This window comes from Sphingobacterium detergens, from assembly GCF_003610355.1.
GTDB classification, from domain to species: Bacteria; Bacteroidota; Bacteroidia; order Sphingobacteriales; family Sphingobacteriaceae; genus Sphingobacterium; species Sphingobacterium detergens.
Genome location: NZ_RAPY01000005.1, coordinates 322419 through 341668, shown reverse-complemented (window position 1 = coordinate 341668; position 19250 = coordinate 322419). Strand labels below are relative to the sequence as shown.

Genomic DNA, 19250 nt, shown 5'->3' with positions numbered 1-19250 from the left:
AGAAAGGCTAAAAAGTAGCTTAAAAACGAGATTACTTATTTTAAGCATGTTTATAATGCTCATTGGCTTGTCTATACAATGTGCGAGTATACAACAGCCAACAGGAGGACCTAAAGACTCTATTCCTCCAAAAATTCTGCAGGAAAGCCCTACGAACTTTTCGAAGAATTTTACCGAAAAAAAAATCGTCATAACTTTTGATGAGTATGTCAAGCTGGCCAATCAGCAAAAAGAGTTTAGCATCACACCGGATATGGGAAGTAATCCCCAATTCAAAGTCAAGAAAAAAAATCTGGAAATCACATTACCAGATTCATTGGAAAAAAATACGACTTATAGCATCTATTTCGGCAAGGGCCTAGTAGATTATAATGCAGGGAATGCATTGGTAAATTACGCTTATGTATTTGCAACAGGTGACAAAATTGACTCACTCAGTATATCGGGCAATGTAAAAAGTGCAATGACAAAAGAAGTATTAAAAGAGGTTAAAGTTCTTCTAATACCTACAAGCCAAGATTCTATTTTCGGAAAAAAGAAAGCCAATATCTTTACAATAACAGATACTGCTGGAAACTACAAACTAAATAACCTTCGTGAGGGAACATATCGTATATATGCTCTCCAGGAAAAGAACAATGATCGGATCTATAATGCACCCGATGAAGAAATAGGCTTTCTAAAAGATTCCATTGTATTAGAACGGGACCTTACCAATATCAATTTAGAAGTATTCAAAGCTGTTCCAAAAAAATTCCGCACGCAAGAAAAGAAATTTGAGAAAAATGGAAGTGTGCTCCTCATTTTCAATAGAAGAGTGGATAAACCAAAGCTTAATATTCTGAACGATGAAATCAATAATAAGGATAAAATAGTACGATTCTCGAAGAGTTCCGATTCTGCGACGTTGTTTCTTCCCAACCTAAAAATAGACTCACTCAAGCTCGTTCTAACAGAAGGTGAGAAACCTTTGGATACTATTCTTGTCAGAAGAGGAAATGTGAAAATAGAGCAGGTTATAGACCCACAATTTACACCAAATAATGGTAAAGTGGATAGAATCAATCACCTTCAGGTATCAGCTTTTACTCCGATAAAAAATATAGATAAAGCGAAGTTAAAGTTCAAAGAAGATTCTCTTATAAGAACAAATTATCAATTGGCAGTGGATACAAATGACTCCAATATTTACCATATCCGTTACAATTGGAGAAAAGAGAAAAAATATCAGATAGAATTTACAGAAGGTGCCATAACAGGATATTTTGGGGAACAAAATAAAGAGAAGAAATTCGATCTGACTTACGATGATAGTGAAAACTATGGGGATCTAATATTTGACTTTACGGATCTGGATAGCAATACAACCTACTTGGTCGAACTGATCAATGAGAAAAAAGATAGGATATATAGAATGGATAAGATCAATAGTGTTAATCCATCAGTAGTTTACAAACAATTTCCAGGAGGAAAATATACCATACGTGTCATTCGCGATGACAATAATAATGGAATATGGGATACCGGAGATGTTGAGAAGAAGACTTTCCCTGAGCCTGTTGTCTACCTAAATAAGGTTTTCACGATACGTGCAAACTGGGAACAAAAAGATAGCTTTTCATTAAGTGGACTCAAAAAGGAATAAAATTGAGACTAATTTTAAAAAACAAGAAAAAAACTATTGCTAATACGTTTAAGCTAAAACCAAGAGCTATATAATACATAGTTATGTGGTAGCTGTTGTAAAAGCGCTTTCTGTTCATCAGTCAGCGCTTTTATTTTTTTTGCAGGAACTCCAGCATATAAATATCCCGATTCACAACGGGTATTTTCCAAAACAACAGCACCAGCAGCAATAATTACATTGGATTCTACCACCGCATTATCCATTACTATAGCGCCCATCCCGATCAGAACATGATCTTCCACGACACATCCGTGTACCATGGCCTGATGGCCAATATTAACGTAATTACCAATGGTAGTTCCGCATTTTTTATAGGTACAATGGATAACAGCACCATCTTGTATATTGGTATAATGACCTATACGAATATAATTAACATCCCCGCGAATTACCGCATTGAACCAAACCGAACAATGGTGTCCAATCTCTACATCGCCAACAATAGTCGAATTGGGGGCTAAAAAGCACTCCTCAGCTATCATTGGAGACTTATCTAAAACAGGTAAAATAAGTGCCATATCTACTAAAATATCGTATCCTGTAATATATCCGAATGCTGGTGATAATCTGTCGTATAATGCAAGCCCCTGCTTTCTTTTCTAAGCATAGCCGACTTGGTTACAATATAAGCAACCTGGATCACATTCCGCAGTTCACAAAGCTTCACAGAAAGCCGAGTATTGCGATAGAATTCCTCTGTCTCCTCATATAGTAAATGTAGGCGTTTAAGCGCTCTTTCTAGTCTAAAATCTGATCGAACAATACCAACATAATCACTCATGATCTTTTGGCATTCACGTAGATTATGACTAACTAAAATATCCTCATTGGAAAGGGAGGTCTTCGAGTCATCCCATTCGGGAACATCGGAAACATGGTTTATAGCTCCAATCGATTTTGTAGCATCCAAAAAGATCCGATGAGCATATACAAGAGCCTCAAGCAAGGAATTAGAAGCCAATCGATTTGCTCCATGCAACCCAGTCGATGAACACTCTCCACAGGCATATAGATTACGTATGCTGCTTCGTCCAAAATCATCTACATAAATTCCACCACACAAATAATGGGCAGCCGGAGTGACCGGTATAAAGTCTGTAGCCATGTCCAATCCTATAGAAAGACATTTTTCATAAATATTTGGAAAGTGTTTAATAATATCCTTCTTATCCCTATGGGTAATATCCAAATACACATAATCTATACCTGACCTCTTCATTTCGGCATCTATAGCGCGCGCAACAATATCTCTTGGAGCCAAAGATGCTCTTTCGTCATATTCCTCCATAAAAGACTCACCATTTATCCTTCTAAGAATCCCTCCGAAACCACGAACGGCTTCCGAAACCAAAAAAGCGGGTGAATCCTTCGGATTATATAATGAGGTCGGGTGAAATTGCATAAATTCCATATTACGCACCTTTCCTTTCGCTCGGTAAACCATCGCTATACCATCACCAGTAGCAATAGTCGGATTAGTTGTACTCGAGTACACATGTCCCGCACCACCAGATGCCATGACAGTCACCTTGCTCAAAATCTTGTCTACGAGATGCGATGAGGTATCAAATGCATAAATACCATAACAGGTAATATCTTCCCTATTCTTATCAACATACTCCCCCATATGATGCTGGGTAATCAGATCGATAGCAAAATAATGAGTAACCATTTCAATATTAGGATCGTTGTGTGCTTGCACCAACAACGCTCTTTCTATTTCATAACCTGTTATATCTTTATAATGGAGAATACGATGAGCCGAGTGCCCCCCTTCTTTAGCTAGATCATAAACCCCGGATTCCTCTTTGTCAAATGAGGTTCCATAAGAAATAAGCTCGGCAATCCGATCTGGAGCCTCCCGTACCACGTTTTCCACAATTTCCACATCACATAATCCATCTCCAGCTATCTGAGTATCAATGATATGCTTTTCGAAGCTATCCGACTTATCCACAACGGCAGCCACTCCCCCCTGTGCGTATTTCGTATTAGACTCATCCTCATTGGACTTAGTGACTATCAACACTTTACCAAATTTAGAAGCTTTCAATGCAAAGCTCAATCCGGCAATACCTGATCCAATGACCAAAAAATCTACTTTTCTATCTGCCATATATTTTAAAATTCACAAACTATCCCCAAAAGTGATGGTTCAAATTAACGAAAAATGTGGAAAACGTGTAAATAAAAGGTTAAATAAAAATGAAAAGTATTTAACATTCCACAAATCCCCTACTTTCACTACGAATTCCAATTATTTTTCCGCACAAAAATTGGCAGATTTCCACATTTTACAAACATTAACTATTCAACAAAAAAATATGGAAAATAAAAAACAGGAAAAATTAGAATTTTAAAAATCAGCTCTTTAATACCAAATTTCTGTTGAAAAATTGTTGAAAACTCTATAAAAACCTAAAATCAAAATCGATTCAGATCAATTTATACCACTTTTCCACACCCTAATAAACAATAAGAGATTCTTTAATTTAAAATATTAGTATTTATTGAAAAAAAAGATTGTGGAATACGTTCGAAAATCTTTGTTTAGTTTTGTCAACATCGAATCAAACCTTTTTAGGTTACGATATTTGGAAGTGATTAACTCCCCTATTGAAATATCGAAATCTAAACGGGTTTATTTTCGGGAATCAAATTCTTGAGGGATTTTTGAGCTCTTTAGAATGGAATATTTTTTTTAAAAATTTAAAAACAACATTTTATGAGATTATAAAAGAGTTTGTATTGGCATTTTTATGCTTTTTATTCTGGAATTTTGTTTTTGAGGCTATTAGACTTGTTTATTTCACTTCTGATAACTTTATTCGGATTTTATCTGAATCTTAATGCGTTTAAAATCATTTTGAATGGAAAAATCTGTCTATTTAGGTCGTTTTGGCTTTAATATTTACTTTTTTCTAGAATTTTCTTGATTTACTAGGTTTAAAATAGTTTAAACGAGGATTTTTTATTGAATTTTCGAACGTAATTTTGGGAGATTTCTATATTTTGAAATTTGAAATTTTAACCCTTTCAGAATCAGATAAACGATTCGTTAGTATACTTTTAACGTTTTATCGGATTCCTGGGGGCTTTAAGACAAGGAAAATTTATTTTAAGATCGACTATTTCCAAAAAAGTAATTTTATATGAGTGAAAATTTTGAAAAACGCCATTTAATGGTGGTTTATTACCGATTTCTTTGAGATATTCAAATTTTCGTAGTATTTATTGGTATTTATGCTATTCTCAGCGGCTTTATTATAAATTTTTGTAAAATAGAGGCGATTAGAATTGAATATTTTCCATTGAATTTTTTTAAGAAATTGTTATTAGATTCTAAATAACATTTTGAAATATACTAATCGAATCGCATGAACCGTGTATTTGATGAGTTTAGCATAATTTCACAGTAGATACACTGAAATCGAATGTGATTGTGTTATTTGAAAAAAATTTATTGAGAAATGAACATTCTTACTATATTTGCGACCCAGTATCGACTGGCCATTTTTGGAAATTTAAAATTTAAGTGCTTTAGCTTTTGATGAATGGCATTATTGGATATTGTATATTTTCTATGACAATCTCAAGGAGTTTATTTTTAAAATAAGGTCTCTATGAATGCAATAGAATTATATACTTTGTAACATATAAATTTTGGTCGATTCTAAAGGAGTTTATTTGTGCTGGATAGCGGATTCTAAAGGCTTTAAGATTGGCTTATTCGAAGGATAGGATTTATGTTTATAGATTATTGAATTCTTAGATCCTATAAGAGGCTTTACAAACTACAATAGTTAATTATAATAAAATTTTATACTTGTTTAAATTATATTGATATTGTTATTGTAATATAATTTTATATATGGTTTATATTTAATTATATAGAAATTTTTTAAATAATATTCCTTTACACCGATAGAAAGCATAGAAATGACAATTTTTTCTATATATTTCTGAGTTATTTTGAGCGTATTAGTGGACGCTTTAGTAGAAATACATTATTCTCTAAACACTCAATTCATTTCTATTCGACTAATGGATTTTATTGGGCGTTCTAGATTCCGATATCAGCCTATTTTCTATTTATTATATTGAATAGTTCACCCATAAGGAGCTTGTTTAATAGTCAAGGCCTGCTAGACTTGAATAAAATCTGATTTACTGATTTTTCATATGGATATTCTATTCCTACAGCTTTCATTTAGTTGAATTTCGACCTTACAAGTAGACCAAACCCTCCTAGCTTTCTATATAACTTTTTACTTTCTTATTTTATTAAAAAATTGGATTCTAAAAGACTTTTATTCCGAATAGCCAATATTTGTCTTTCGGAATCGATTTATTTTCAAAATCGATCTGGGTTATTTAATCAACTACTTCTGACTGTCTAAACCTATTTATAATACAAATTTTTATTTTCGAAATTATGCTGCATAAAACACTTTACCCAAGAATTTAAAGTCTTTGAGATTTTGCTGCAGCACATTATGTTGATAATAGAGACAGATATTCAATTCTCAGCGACTTTATTTGAAAATGGATAGCGCTTGTCTACGCTTGTTTTACTCCTTTCGATTTGCACATCTAAAAAATAGCTCTATTTAAAAATAAAGTCTTTCAGGTTTTCTTAAAACTTCACCGTTAGCTGCCAGTATGTGAATAATCAATTCTCAGCGACCTTATTTGAAAATGGATAGCGTTTAGTTTACGCTTGTTTTACTCCTTTCGATTCGCACATTAAAAAATGGCTCTATTTAAAAAATAAAGTCTTTCAGGTTTTCGTAAAACTTCAGCGTTTACTGTTAGTACGCGAATATTCAAATCTCAGCGGCCTTATTTGAGGGTGGATTCTGTATAGACAAACCTTTATCAATTTTTTTAGATTTTTATTTTTTCAAAAACTAGTCGATTTAAAAATAAAGTCTTTTAGATTTTTTTAAAAATCGCGGCTGACTTCCTGCACGGGAATAATCAATTCTAAACGACTTTATATTTGCGGATGCTATTCTCTTTGAAATCGACATATTTTTACCCTCTATAGCGGCTCGATATGGTAGTTATTAGAAGGGGGATGGTTATTGAAGTTTCTTCCTAAATTTCCCTAGACATCAATATTTTTTTCCTTCATAAATTCATTTTTGAATAGCGGATTCTAACGGCTACAAATTTCCATCGGATAGAAAATGTTAATAAATAAAGCTTCCGTTTATGCTATATTTTTCCTTGTTTTGTATCATGCCTAAGAACGTTCATAAGGCTAGAAATTTATAGAAATTCGTTTTCTGTGTTAGAAAGATTCTGAAACAAACCCGCTGAGATTTTGATATAGGATATATAGCTTGGTTATTTATAGGATATACGACTCTAAGAGGGTTTAAAATTGAATATTTCTGGAGTTATTTTGTTTTACGATAATAATTTAACTTTAGTTTTTGTATTATTTTTAAATTACTCTATCAACATATTTGATTAATTTGCTTTTTGCTGACTTTTATATATGTAACAATGCTTATTTTTGTTGTTCATAAACTGTTGAAGGTACCCGCATGGAAATTGTAAATTATGAGCTTCAGGCAAAAGGATATAATGATGCTCCGATTGACCCCTCATTGGATTTAGTAGCCGAAATCCAACGATTAAAGAAAGAAAAGAATGCTGTAATTTTAGCACACTATTATCAAGAGTCTGAAATTCAAGATATAGCAGATTATATTGGGGATAGTTTGGGCTTGTCGCAAGAAGCGGCGAAAACGGATGCAGACTTGATAGTGTTTGCTGGAGTACATTTTATGGCCGAGACAGCCAAGATACTTTCACCAACAAAAAAAGTTATTTTGCCAGACGCTAAAGCTGGTTGTTCATTATCGGATTCATGTCCACCACATTTGTTTGCTAAGTTTAAAGAGCAATACCCAGATCATTTGGTGATTACTTACGTAAATTGTACAGCTGAATTAAAAGCGCTTTCAGATATCGTATGTACCTCAAGCAATGCTGTACAAATCGTCGAGAGTCTTCCGATAGACCAAAAAATCATATTTGGGCCAGATCGTAACCTTGGGGCCTATGTAAAGAAAAAAACTGGACGTGATCTAGTGTTGTGGAATGGAGCGTGTATGGTACATGAAATTTTTTCTCAGGATAAAATAGATCGTTTGAAAAGCGAATACCCTGAGGCTAAATTTATTGCACATCCGGAATGTGAAGACCATATTTTAGCTAAAGCAGATTATGTTGGTTCCACAGCCGGAATGCTTAAGTTTACACAGACAGATAGTGCCCAGTCTTATATTGTTGCCACGGAATCTGGAATTCTTTATCAGATGCAGAAAGCAAGCCCTGAGAAGACTTTTATTCCTGCTCCACCGAACAATGCCTGTGCATGTAATGATTGCCCTCACATGAAGCTTAATACGCTTGAGAAGCTTTATAATTGTTTGAAATATGAATCGCCTGAAATTTTACTTCCTGAAGATGTCATACTTCGCGCACAACGGCCTATTGAACGGATGTTAGAGATATCGGCAAGTTTGGGACTGTAGTAATTTGCATAGTTTTTGATAATAATCGATATGAAAACAAATTGGTTTTCATATCGATTATTATTTTATAATGCTATTCATCAAGTTATCTTGATGAGGATCGAGGGAATATCCTGATGAAGCATTACATGATATTTTGAAATTTTAAATTTTTTAACATGTTTGATTTTGATAATACTGAACGTACCAATTTGGAAGAAATGGGGGAGTTTGGTTTAATTGACTATATAAGTAAAGCAGTAGAGTTGACCGAGAAATCGACCATTAAAGGAATTGGTGATGATGCAGCAGTATTGGATTTTGAAGGAAAGAAGACTTTAATTTCTACTGATTTGCTCCTCGAGGGAATTCATTTTGATCTGCGATATGTTCCATTAAAACACTTGGGCTATAAAGCTGTACAGGTAAATTTGAGTGATATCTATGCCATGAATGGAATTGCTTCTCAGATTACATTTTCTATTGGTTTATCTTCCAAATTTCCATTGGAGGCGGTGGAAGAGATCTATCAGGGAGCTTTGATTGCCTGTAAAAAGTATAATGTTGATCTCGTGGGCGGGGATACCTCGGCTTCAGCGCAAGGCCTCGTTATATCAGTAACAAGTATAGGCTATGCCGATGCTGAAAAGATCGTTTATCGTAACGGAGCAAAAGAAGGTGACCTATTGTGCGTATCGGGAGATTTAGGAGCAGCATACATGGGATTACAGCTACTGGAGAGAGAAAAGGATATTTATTTAGAAAATCCTAATGTGCAGCCTGATCTAGAAGGTAAAGACTATATCGTGGAACGTCAGTTAAAACCAGAGGCACGAAAAGATATTGTTGAATTATTTGCAAAATTGGACATTATACCTACGTCAATGATGGATATTTCAGATGGTTTGGCTTCCGAAGTACTTCATATTTGTCGCCAATCTGATAAAGGTTGTAGACTGTATGAGGAAAAAATTCCATTGGATCAGATGACTTATGATACTGGACGTGAATTTGGTATTGACCCAACCGTTGCCGCTCTTAATGGTGGAGAGGACTATGAATTGCTGTTTACAATAGCACAGTCAGATCACGATAAGATTAAGAATTTGCCTGATATCAGTATCATTGGCTATATGACAGCGGCTTCAGAAGGTTGTGAAATGATTTCGAAATCTGGAAATCTGTATCCGATTACAGCGCAAGGCTGGAATGCTTTCAAGAAAAAGGATTAACAAGAAAAAGGATTAAAAAGAAGATATCTAAAAAACAAGAAACGAATTTTCCACGAATAAATATTAAAAAAGTTCGATGTGGAATGTTTCGGTAAAGCAAGATAAAAAGAGGCTGCCAAACTAATTTGGCAGCCTTTTTTTATTGCTCTAATTCTTCTTCAAACACTAAATCTTCTTGTTGTGGATCTCGCTCACCAACATTGAAATTATTGTATCCAAGACCTACTTCTATCTGCAGTAAACGCTGTTGTAGCATCTCTAGAATGGCCAGAAAATTATATACAAACTGAATCTTGTTTTCTGAGTTTTTCAATATCTCCTGAAAATCCAATTTCTTATTGATTTCAATAAGCTCAGCTATCGCCTTTTTCTGTTGTTCGATAGTATAGGGATACTTTACAACAGTATGTGTTACTTCTGCTGGTCTATTGCGAAATTGATACATCATTTGTTCATAGATCATCATTAGTCCATAGAGATCAAAGCTGTCTAGGTTTTCACCTGTCGCATCCAATTGTAGTCGTTGTCGTATATCATATTGGATGTTGCCTCTACTAAATAACTGGAGACGATTTTCTTCCATTACCTTTAAGCCTTCACATACCTCTTTAAATTGCTTATAGAGGATAAGTTTCTGAACAAGGTCTTCTCTCAGATCTATTTCGTTTTCGTTTTCATCCAGATCTGGTCTAGGCAGTAGCATCTTCGCCTTAATACGCATCAATGTAGAGGCTACAAAAATAAATTCGCTGGCCATCTCCATATTGAGTGCCTGCATTTGACTCACGTAAGACAAAAAATCATCGGTAATTTTCGAAATAGGGATATCATGAATGTTCAATTCATCCCGCTCGATAAAAAATAGTAATAAATCAAAAGGTCCCTCAAATTGGGGAAGCTTGATTTCGTAACCTTCTTCTACTTGCATATCTAATACAAATTTACATAATAAAATCTTTTGGAATTGTTCATATAGAAACTATTGGTGCTTTTATTTGTTGTAGCTCAATATGGAAATGCGATTTATTTTAAAGATTAAATAAAATTGTCGTTACTTTGTGTAAACATTTAATGTAAAATAGCAGTACTATGCAATTTGAGGCTGGAGAACTATTAAGTAAAATAAACGATCCCTCTGATCTTAAAAAGCTAAAGGAAGACCAATTAGAACAACTAAGCCAGGAATTACGTCAATTTATTATTGATCAAGTTTCGGTGAATGGTGGTCACTTTGCAGCAAGTTTGGGAGTCGTTGAGTTAACCGTGGCATTACACTATGTAATGAATACACCTTATGATCAATTGATCTGGGATGTAGGTCATCAGGCTTATGGTCATAAAATTTTGACTGGACGTCGTGAGATATTTCATACGAATCGCATAGAAAACGGAATTTCGGGTTTTCCCAACCGTTTTGAGTCCGAATATGACGCTTTTGGGGTAGGGCATTCTTCTACATCAATTTCAGCGGCTTTAGGTATGGCTGTAGCTTCCCAAATAAAAGGAGAAAAAGATCGTCAACATATTGCGGTTATTGGAGACGGAGCTTTAACTGGCGGTATGTCATTTGAAGCTTTGAACCATGCCGGTATTTCTAAATCTAACCTATTGGTGATTTTGAATGACAATTGTATGTCCATAGATCCCAATGTTGGCGCACTAAAAGAATATTTAACAAGTATTACTACATCAAAACGATATAATAGATTTCGGGATGATATAGCTGCTGTGTTGACTAAAATCTCGGAAGTGGGGCCAAATGCTCTCGGCATTGTAAAAAAACTGGAGAAAAGCATCAAAGGTACTTTATTGAAGAATGCTAATCTTTTTGAGTCATTGAACTTTAGATATTTTGGTCCAGTTGATGGACATGATGTAAAGAAGTTGGCCAAGACGCTTGAAGATCTTAAACATATACCCGGTCCCAAATTGCTACATGTTGTAACAATGAAAGGAAAGGGATTTGCGCTTGCTGAAAAGGATCAGACGAAGTGGCATGCGCCAGGCCTATTTGATAAAATTACTGGGGAGATAAAGAAATCTTCAAGTGAAAAACCTGTAGCACCAAAATACCAGGATGTTTTTGGACATACTATGGTAGAACTTGCTGAAGCAAATGAAAAAATTGTTGGTATAACGCCAGCAATGCCTTCTGGCTCCTCAATGAATATCATGATGAAAGCAATGCCTGACAGAGCATTTGATGTTGGTATTGCCGAACAACATGCTGTTACATTTAGTGCTGGCTTAGCGACGCAGGGCTTATTACCCTTTTGTAATATTTATTCATCGTTTATGCAACGTGCCTATGATCAGGTTGTCCATGACGTCGCCCTACAAAATTTGAATGTTGTGTTTTGCTTAGATCGTGCTGGCGTAGTGGGAGCTGATGGTGCAACACATCATGGAGCCTATGATATTGCTTTTATGCGTTGTGTCCCGAATATGACTGTTTCTGCTCCAATGAATGAAGAGGAGCTTAGAAACTTAATGTATACTGCACAGTTACCTAATAAAGGACCTTTCGTCATTCGCTATCCGAGAGGAAATGGGGTGATGCCAGATTGGCGCCGTCCATTTACGGAAATAGAAATAGGGAAAGGACGAGTGATTACTGAAGGGGAGGAACTCGCTATCTTAAGCTTCGGTGCTATTGGAAATGAAGCCGTCAAAGCCGTACAGCAATTGAATGAATTGGGAATACACCCTGCGCATTATGATCTGCGATTTGCTAAGCCTTTGGATGAAGCCTTATTGCATCAAGTCTTTAAAAAATTCAAGAAGATAATCACCGTTGAAGATGGTTGTCTGCAGGGAGGCATAGGTTCCGCTGTATTAGAATTTATGGCTGACCATGGTTACAATAGTCAGATTGTACGATTAGGTATTCCTGACCGAATTGTAGACCATGCTGAACAGAATGCCCAATGGCGAAATTCTCATTACGATGCTGCTGCAATTGTCGAAGAGGGAAAGAAGATGTGTGATGGAAAATTTACACATACAATGGTTGGATAGATCCAGCCACTTATAATTTACCATAAAAAGGAAATCCTCTAAGGGGATTTCCTTTTTTTCTGAGAAAGTTTTTTTGGAGTCTTCCTTTCTGTCATGTTACAAAAACGATTGTTCAATGACTTGTAATTATTATACTTTTTTATTTCACAAGGGCTTCAGAATAGAGTAGAAAGATGTTGAGTAATGTTGTTAAGTAGAGTTTAAATTCTTATAAATTTAATATTAAAAATATATGAACTAAAGGTTGTATTTCGCTTTTATTTTGGTTAATTTAGTTCTATACCTTTAAGACTGAGCTGTAGTATGTTTACTACTTTTTTTGTTCTTTTTTTTGAAATAAATTTGGAATGTTAATAATTATTTTTAGAGATCAATTTTAGCGCGAGTTTTCCACAATTTTACAAGGTAATTTACTGATATATAAGGTTTTATTAATTATTTTATATTTTAGTTTTTTAGCTGATTTTTTTTTGTCATCTTCGTTCTCAGAGAAAGTTATCAACATATTTTTTGTCGCGTATTGTAAATCAACTTATTAACAATTTTAGAATGGAAAAAACGTATTCAAGTGTCTGGAATAATTGTCTTTCGATTATCAAAGATAATATCCCAGCACAAAGTTTCAAGACCTGGTTTGAACCTGTGAAAGCAGTCCGTTTGGAGGGTGACGTTTTGACTATTCAAGTACCTAGCTTATTTTTTTATGAGTGGTTGGAAGAACACTATGTTGGTATTCTTCGCAAGACCGTAAAGAAGTTTCTAGGAGAACAAGGTAGATTGGAATACAATATTGTAGTTGAGAAGTCATCGGCTTCTCATCCCTATACGACTAATCTTCCATCGAATGGCAATGGGGCAGAGGGTAAGAGACAATCTATTCCTGTGCCGGTATCTTTGAATAGAGATATCAAAAATCCATTTGTTATTCCTGGATTAAAGAAATTGCAGGTTGACCCGCAATTGAATCAAAACTACACATTTGAGAATTTTATTGAAGGCGAATGTAACCGTCTTGCTCGTTCTGCAGGCTACGCTGTAGCAAACAAACCAGGAGGTACTTCATTCAACCCTTTAATGATCTATGGTGATGTAGGTTTGGGAAAGACACACCTTTCCCAAGCTATCGGTAATGAAATCAAAAGAAATCTTCCCGATAAGTTGGTCATTTATGTGTCCTGTGAAAAATTCTGTCAGCAGTTTGTGGATTCATTGAAAAATAACACAATCAATGACTTCGTTAATTTCTATCAGGCAATGGACGTAATCATCATGGATGATGTGCACAATTTTGCTGGTAAAGAGAAAACACAGGATATTTTCTTCCATATATTCAATCATTTGCATCAATCTGGAAAACAAATCATTCTGACTTCTGACAAAGCACCTAAAGATCTAGCTGGTTTAGAAGAACGTTTGCTTAGTCGTTTCAAGTGGGGATTATCTGCAGATATTCAAATTCCGGATCTTGAAACAAGAATGGCGATTTTAAAGAAGAAGATGTATTCTGACGGCATTGAATTACCTGAAAATGTCGTGGAATATGTAGCAACTCAAATCGATAACAGTGTTCGTGAATTAGAGGGAGCAATGGTTTCTTTATTGGCTCAATCTACATTGAACAAAAAGGAAATTGATTTGGGGTTGGCGAAATCGATGTTGAAGAATTTTGTGAAGAATACACATAAGGAAATTTCAATGGATTTTATTCAAAAATTAGTTTGCGAATACTTTGAGGTTCCTGTGGATATGGTAAAGTCAAAGGTCAGAAAGCGTGAAATCGTGCAGGCCAGGCAAATTTCGATGTATTTAGCAAAAAGCCACACAAAATCTTCGCTCAAATCGATTGGTGCATTCTTCGGAGGAAGAGATCATTCAACTGTCATCTATGCATGTCAAACCGTTGAGGATTTAATTGAAACTGACAAGAAATTTAAAACTTATGTCAGCGACATTATGAAGAAATTGAAATCTTAATGTAGCTTGATATCGAGTTAAAGTAAAAAAGGCTGTCTAGATAGACAGCCTTTTTTTGTACTCATATGTGGTGAAGGAATAAAAAAAACCTCTGAATATGCCTAAGCATATCCAGAGGTTTAATACATTCTTCTTAATTTAATAGAATGATTATTGTTGTTGATTGCTGTTTTCGTTGTTATTTTCCTTTTGTTCTGTTGGTGCCGGAGTGGCAGGTATGCTTACTGCAGGTCGCTCCTCAATGTATTTTTTAAAGGCCACTTTCTGCTCATCGGTCAATAGTAGAGCAATCTTGCTATCTGATTCACCTTGAAGCTTCGTAATACTCTCTTTTTTTACATCAGCTGTTGTTGTGGTATCTTGGATAACAGCTGCTATCGCTTTTTCTTGATCCAATACAATTGGTGATACAGCAGTTTTTTGTTCATCATTCAGTGTAAGCTTTGTTACCAATTCAGTTACAACCTTAGTTGCATTTTCTTCTGGGGTGGTTTGCTGTGCAAATATTAGGCTCATCGCTAGGAAAAAACCTATACCGGTTAAAAATAACTTTTTCATGATGTTTAATTTTAAATGAAATTATTCAATGAATTTATTAACGTCTGTTTTTAATTATTCCAATAAGCTATTAATTAGCACTGGAATCTGTTTTAGTAGGTTCTGTACGCGTAGGGACAGCTTTTGCTGGGCGTTCAGCAATTACCTTCTGATAGATAGTTTTTTGATCTTCTGTAAGTAATTGACTCACTTTGCTGTCTACTTCTGTTTGAAGTTTATTGAGGGTTTCGCCTTTCGCAGCAGCAGTGGAAGAGCTGTCTTTTAGAATCGTTTCTTCTGCTTTTGCCTGATCCAATAGAATGGAGGATACAGCAGTTTTCTGTTCATCATTGAGATTCAGCTTTTGTACCAGTTCGGTAGTAGCTTTTGCAGCGGTTTCCTCAGGTGTAGCCTGTTGGGCGAATGTTAGGCCAAGTGCCAAACACAATCCTATACCTGTTAAAATTAGCTTTTTCATATCTATTGTATTTAAAAGTTATAACTACAATGTCTTAATATAAAAACTATTAAAATTGAGCTATATTGTATCAAGTATGTTACTTTAACAAAGTTTTAACGCTACATATTTATGTATCTTGTTTGTTGTCAGCTGTATATGTGTTTTAGGGGCAAGATATAATAGATAACGATTGTTTTGTTTTAAATAAAGCGCGGAGAATCGCTTTTGGTATAGAAGAAAGAATATGTTTGCTTGGAAGGATAAATGGCCTTAAATGACCTAATAATGGTATTATATGGCTTTATAGGTCTAATATGCTATAGAAAGATACACGCTCTACTATTTTGGCTAGCCATAAGTTAATTCATAAAAAAGGTCGATAAATAATCGACCTTTTTTATGAAAATTAGTTTTCAGAACGTTTTTTCATTCTATCCTTCATTTTTTCTTGCTGTTCATCGAATAGTTTTACTTGATCCGGAGTGAGCCATGATTTTATTTTAGTTGCCTGAGCTTCTTGGAGCTGTTTATACTTTTCCATATTGGCTTTGCGGTCTCCGCCATCACTTTTTATTGCCGCTCGTTGTTGGGCTTGACTTAATGTAAGATTATAAATGGAATCTTTTTGCACTTGATTAAGTGTAAGTAGTTTGTCTAGATGTTCCACACGCATCTTTGCCTGTTCTTCGGGACTACGTTGTTGGCGCTGTTGTGCAAAAGCTACTGTTGTTGCCAAAAGCAGGCCACCTATTACCATTAAAGTTTTCTTTTTCATCGCTTTATATTTTAAGTTTACTTTCCTTTTGAATATAAATTTGACGAAAAAGTTTACTAAAATATTAGCCCTTAACAAAATTTAAGGTTGATTAACACTTAATGCGACTGTATCACTTATAATATTACAAAATTGATCTCTTTGTTCTGGATCATTAAATTTAAGTCCTATCGGTAAATAGACGAGTTCTATAGTATCGAAACGATCTTTATATGGTTTTAGCCGCTGATAATCCTTTTCAGTGGTTAATATTATTTTATTGCTGCTATTTAGAGATTGGAATGCTTTTATGATTAGGTCAATATCGGAGTCGTTAAATGCATGGTGATCTCCAAAAGAGATATGATTGACAGCGTTTGCTTTTTTCTTGACATGATCTAGTAATGGCTGTGGTCTGGCTATACCAGTCACTAATATGATATCCTTATCTTCGATATCAATCGATCTCCCATCGCTATTAACAGGTTCAAAATAGTCTATATGGCTAAATGCGATCAAGGCTTCGCTGTTATAACGACGGAGCTTTTCTTCTATACGTATCTTTTCCTCACTGGAAATATTAGGCGGACATTTTGTAATGACTATGATTTGCGCTCGTTTAGATTCAGTGAGTAGGTCTCTGAAATTTCCAGCAGGAAATACAAACATAGGTTGCGAAAAGGATCGGAAATCAAATAAAAGAATATTAAATAAAGGAGATAATTTTCGATGTTGATAGGCATCATCCAATATAATAAGCTGATGATCTGTCTCAAGATTTTCTATTCCAGTACAACGATCTTCACATACCGCTACTGTGATATTTGGAAGCTTGTTTTTGAATTGCAATGGCTCATCGCCTACTTCTGTTGCTAAAGAATCTGTTTGCACAGTCCGGAATCCTTTTGTTTTTCGACCATAACCTCTGCTGAGGATAGCTACCTTGTAGTTACTACTAAGATAGGAGACAACAAATTCGGTCATGGGACTCTTACCGGTACCACCAACTGCTAAATTACCAATTACGATGGTCGGAATCTGGAAAGATCGAACTGGTAGCAGATGGGAATCATATAGGCGATTTCTTAACCATACGATTAATCCAAAAATAATGGAAAAGGGAAGAAGGAGATATCGTAGGAAAGTCCACATTATTTTGGTATTACTGTCAATCCAATATCTGTAATTTCCTGCAAAGGATTATCTCGCATATTCTGTTCAATGGATATCGTATATAATCCTGTATCTGGAAATACGTAATCTTGATGAATGATAGATTGCTGATTGTAAAGACTGCCTGATGATTTTCCAATCCACTTTCCATCTGATTTTGCCAATTTAATTTCCTTACGGAAGGTATTTGTTTTTTTATCGGGACCCTGCTGGTAAATCAAAACAAAGAGATTAGAAAAGGCATATTCGGGTGTATGGCGTACATCTATAAGTACATTGTATTTTTTTGTCTTGTCGCTAATGTGGAATTGAAAACTAGGATGTGAGGTATATAGCCACGTCTTATTTTCGATAGGTTTATTTTCATTGATAATAGCAGTTTGGTCACAGGATGTCCATAAACCAATACATAAAATTCCAAAAAGAAAAGCCTTTAGTTTCATTTTAAATCTATATAAATAGAATATGCCTAACATTTTAAAATTAGGCATATTCGTTTTATTCTGTTTTTGAGGCAGGATTGTTATTGTTGCCTTTGTTTTTATTTCTATGACGATTAAAGCGTTTTTTAGGTTTATTATTTTGACCCTCTTTATTTTCTTTGCTCGCTGTTGCAGGATTTGTACTATCCGGATTGCTTTGCTGTTTGGCCACTACCTGTTTTGGTGGATTTTGTTCAGCCTTATCATTTTTCTGACCGCTTTTGTTTTCCGGTTTAGCATTATTGCTTTTAGTTTTCCGTTTTTTCTTTCTTTTGTTGCGGTCATCCAAACGTGTTAAACTATCTTGACCGACTACATTTTCATAATCGTAGTTGATAATTTTTTCCTCTCGGATATCTTCGGTTTCTATTGCACTTGATATGGCTTCTGGTTTAATACCCTGCTTATTCATTTCGACAAGTTCTTTGACTTGTTGAACTGGCATTGCAATCCAGTTTTCTGCTCCTGGGAAAGAAAACCACATCATTTTTTTGAAGATATCGGTTTTTTGGAGATAAGCCACACCTTTTAGTGTTTCAATACGGTCAATATTGTTAGGAATGTCTTTCAATGCGTCCATATAACTATCCAATTCATAATTGAGACAGCATTTTAACTTACCACATTGTCCAGCTAGCTTTAAGGTATTCAATGATAAATTTTGATAGCGGGCAGCAGAGGTGGATACGGTTTTAAAATCCGTTAACCAAGTAGAACAACACAGTTCGCGTCCACATGATCCAATACCGCCAAGACGGCTCGCTTCCTGACGCATACCGATCTGGCGCATTTCAATCCGTATACGGAATGCTTCAGCCATTTTCTTGATCAATTCACGAAAATCCACACGACCTTCTGCCGTATAATAAAACGTTGCTTTCGTTTTATCTCCCTGATAGTCTACATCCGAAATTTTCATTAATAAGCCTAGATCCAAAGCAAGTTTACGTGCTTTATGCATGGTTTCCCATTCAAGATCTTTCGCTGCATTATACTTCTCTACATCCACTTCATTTGGCTTCCGATAGATCTTTTTTGTTACCAATTCAGGGGTAACATTGTTCTTTTTTAATTGTAATCGAACTAGCTCACCCGTCAAGGAAACGTGGCCAACGTCATATCCCCCTGTTGAGGGCTCTACAACGACCATTTCTCCCATTTCAAGGTAAAGGTTGTCTACATTAATAAAGAAATCCTTTCGAGATCCTTTGAATCGTACTTCTACGATATTGAATGGTTTATAGTTTGATGGCATATCCATATCGGAAAGCCAGTCATATACATCTAATTTATTACATCCGCTAGTCATGCAAGAGCCATTATTTTGACATCCTGCCGGTGTACCACTTGCTGTGGTAGTACCGCAACCTCCGCCGGATGAGCAACTGCCACATCCCATAGTT

The 19250-nt window shown here is 35.2% G+C and carries 14 protein-coding genes; 5 read left to right on the top strand and 9 right to left on the bottom strand.

Annotated features, from left to right (window positions below; genetic code table 11):
- Nucleotides 1-46 precede the first annotated feature (46 nt).
- Nucleotides 47-1645: an Ig-like domain-containing protein gene (locus DFQ12_RS22420; RefSeq protein ID WP_244211821.1), complete on the top strand. Its 1599-nt coding sequence runs from the start codon at nt 47-49 to the stop codon at nt 1643-1645.
- A gap of 53 nt (nt 1646-1698) precedes the next feature.
- On the opposite strand, the gene DFQ12_RS22415 is transcribed toward DFQ12_RS22420, so the two are convergent.
- The gene (locus DFQ12_RS22415; protein WP_120261297.1) at nt 1699-2205 is read right to left on the bottom strand and encodes a gamma carbonic anhydrase family protein; all 507 of its coding nucleotides are present in this window, start codon (nt 2203-2205) and stop codon (nt 1699-1701) included.
- 5 nt (nt 2206-2210) lie between these two features.
- Nucleotides 2211-3803 (bottom strand): L-aspartate oxidase, encoded by a 1593-nt coding sequence (nadB, locus tag DFQ12_RS22410; RefSeq protein ID WP_120261296.1) that lies wholly within the window; start codon nt 3801-3803, stop codon nt 2211-2213.
- A gap of 3439 nt (nt 3804-7242) precedes the next feature.
- Here nadB and nadA point away from each other — a divergent pair.
- Nucleotides 7243-8238 carry a quinolinate synthase NadA gene (gene nadA / locus DFQ12_RS22395; RefSeq protein ID WP_120261293.1) on the top strand — a complete coding sequence of 332 codons (996 nt, stop codon included), beginning with the start codon at nt 7243-7245 and terminating at the stop codon, nt 8236-8238.
- A gap of 158 nt (nt 8239-8396) precedes the next feature.
- Nucleotides 8397-9449, top strand: coding sequence for a thiamine-phosphate kinase (gene thiL / locus DFQ12_RS22390; RefSeq protein ID WP_120261292.1), 1053 nt, complete (start codon nt 8397-8399; stop codon nt 9447-9449).
- Nucleotides 9450-9588: 139 nt separating this feature from the next.
- On the opposite strand, the gene DFQ12_RS22385 is transcribed toward thiL, so the two are convergent.
- A complete protein-coding gene (locus tag DFQ12_RS22385; protein ID WP_120261291.1) occupies nt 9589-10377 on the bottom strand; it encodes a segregation and condensation protein A in 789 nt (262 codons plus the stop codon).
- 161 nt (nt 10378-10538) lie between these two features.
- Between DFQ12_RS22385 and dxs the strand changes: the two genes are divergently transcribed.
- Nucleotides 10539-12467, top strand: a complete 1929-nt coding sequence (gene dxs, locus DFQ12_RS22380) for a 1-deoxy-D-xylulose-5-phosphate synthase (protein WP_120261290.1) — start codon at nt 10539-10541, stop codon at nt 12465-12467.
- A gap of 549 nt (nt 12468-13016) precedes the next feature.
- Nucleotides 13017-14441 (top strand): chromosomal replication initiator protein DnaA, encoded by a 1425-nt coding sequence (gene dnaA / locus DFQ12_RS22375; protein ID WP_120261289.1) that lies wholly within the window; start codon nt 13017-13019, stop codon nt 14439-14441.
- A gap of 150 nt (nt 14442-14591) precedes the next feature.
- On the opposite strand, the gene DFQ12_RS22370 is transcribed toward dnaA, so the two are convergent.
- From DFQ12_RS22370 to DFQ12_RS22345, 6 genes are all read right to left on the bottom strand, one after another.
- Nucleotides 14592-14999, bottom strand: a complete 408-nt coding sequence (locus DFQ12_RS22370) for a hypothetical protein (protein ID WP_120261288.1) — start codon at nt 14997-14999, stop codon at nt 14592-14594.
- 70 nt (nt 15000-15069) lie between these two features.
- Nucleotides 15070-15456 (bottom strand): hypothetical protein, encoded by a 387-nt coding sequence (locus tag DFQ12_RS22365; protein ID WP_120261287.1) that lies wholly within the window; start codon nt 15454-15456, stop codon nt 15070-15072.
- Between the two features lie 388 nt (nt 15457-15844).
- A complete protein-coding gene (locus DFQ12_RS22360; RefSeq protein WP_120261286.1) occupies nt 15845-16213 on the bottom strand; it encodes a hypothetical protein in 369 nt (122 codons plus the stop codon).
- Nucleotides 16214-16294: 81 nt separating this feature from the next.
- Complete coding sequence (gene lpxK / locus DFQ12_RS22355) at nt 16295-17344, bottom strand: tetraacyldisaccharide 4'-kinase (RefSeq protein ID WP_120261285.1); 1050 nt, start codon at nt 17342-17344, stop codon at nt 16295-16297.
- Nucleotides 17344-17808, bottom strand: a complete 465-nt coding sequence (locus DFQ12_RS22350; RefSeq protein ID WP_167457336.1) for a gliding motility lipoprotein GldH — start codon at nt 17806-17808, stop codon at nt 17344-17346. Before DFQ12_RS22350 ends, lpxK begins: the two co-directional genes overlap by 1 nt.
- A gap of 55 nt (nt 17809-17863) precedes the next feature.
- Nucleotides 17864-19246 carry a PSP1 domain-containing protein gene (locus DFQ12_RS22345; protein WP_208642604.1) on the bottom strand — a complete coding sequence of 461 codons (1383 nt, stop codon included), beginning with the start codon at nt 19244-19246 and terminating at the stop codon, nt 17864-17866.
- Between the last annotated feature and the right edge of the window lie 4 nt (nt 19247-19250).

Excerpts from the sequence above, each read along its gene's own strand:
- DFQ12_RS22420 (WP_244211821.1), top strand. The coding sequence starts at position 47 with ATGTTTATAATGCTCATTGGCTTGTCTATACAATGTGCGAGTATACAA.
- DFQ12_RS22415 (WP_120261297.1), bottom strand. The coding sequence starts at position 2,205 with ATGGCACTTATTTTACCTGTTTTAGATAAGTCTCCAATGATAGCTGAG.
- nadB (WP_120261296.1), bottom strand. The coding sequence starts at position 3,803 with ATGGCAGATAGAAAAGTAGATTTTTTGGTCATTGGATCAGGTATTGCC.
- nadA (WP_120261293.1), top strand. The coding sequence starts at position 7,243 with ATGGAAATTGTAAATTATGAGCTTCAGGCAAAAGGATATAATGATGCT.
- thiL (WP_120261292.1), top strand. The coding sequence starts at position 8,397 with ATGTTTGATTTTGATAATACTGAACGTACCAATTTGGAAGAAATGGGG.
- DFQ12_RS22385 (WP_120261291.1), bottom strand. The coding sequence starts at position 10,377 with ATGCAAGTAGAAGAAGGTTACGAAATCAAGCTTCCCCAATTTGAGGGA.
- dxs (WP_120261290.1), top strand. The coding sequence starts at position 10,539 with ATGCAATTTGAGGCTGGAGAACTATTAAGTAAAATAAACGATCCCTCT.
- dnaA (WP_120261289.1), top strand. The coding sequence starts at position 13,017 with ATGGAAAAAACGTATTCAAGTGTCTGGAATAATTGTCTTTCGATTATC.
- DFQ12_RS22370 (WP_120261288.1), bottom strand. The coding sequence starts at position 14,999 with ATGAAAAAGTTATTTTTAACCGGTATAGGTTTTTTCCTAGCGATGAGC.
- DFQ12_RS22365 (WP_120261287.1), bottom strand. The coding sequence starts at position 15,456 with ATGAAAAAGCTAATTTTAACAGGTATAGGATTGTGTTTGGCACTTGGC.
- DFQ12_RS22360 (WP_120261286.1), bottom strand. The coding sequence starts at position 16,213 with ATGAAAAAGAAAACTTTAATGGTAATAGGTGGCCTGCTTTTGGCAACA.
- lpxK (WP_120261285.1), bottom strand. The coding sequence starts at position 17,344 with ATGTGGACTTTCCTACGATATCTCCTTCTTCCCTTTTCCATTATTTTT.
- DFQ12_RS22350 (WP_167457336.1), bottom strand. The coding sequence starts at position 17,808 with ATGAAACTAAAGGCTTTTCTTTTTGGAATTTTATGTATTGGTTTATGG.
- DFQ12_RS22345 (WP_208642604.1), bottom strand. The coding sequence starts at position 19,246 with ATGGGATGTGGCAGTTGCTCATCCGGCGGAGGTTGCGGTACTACCACA.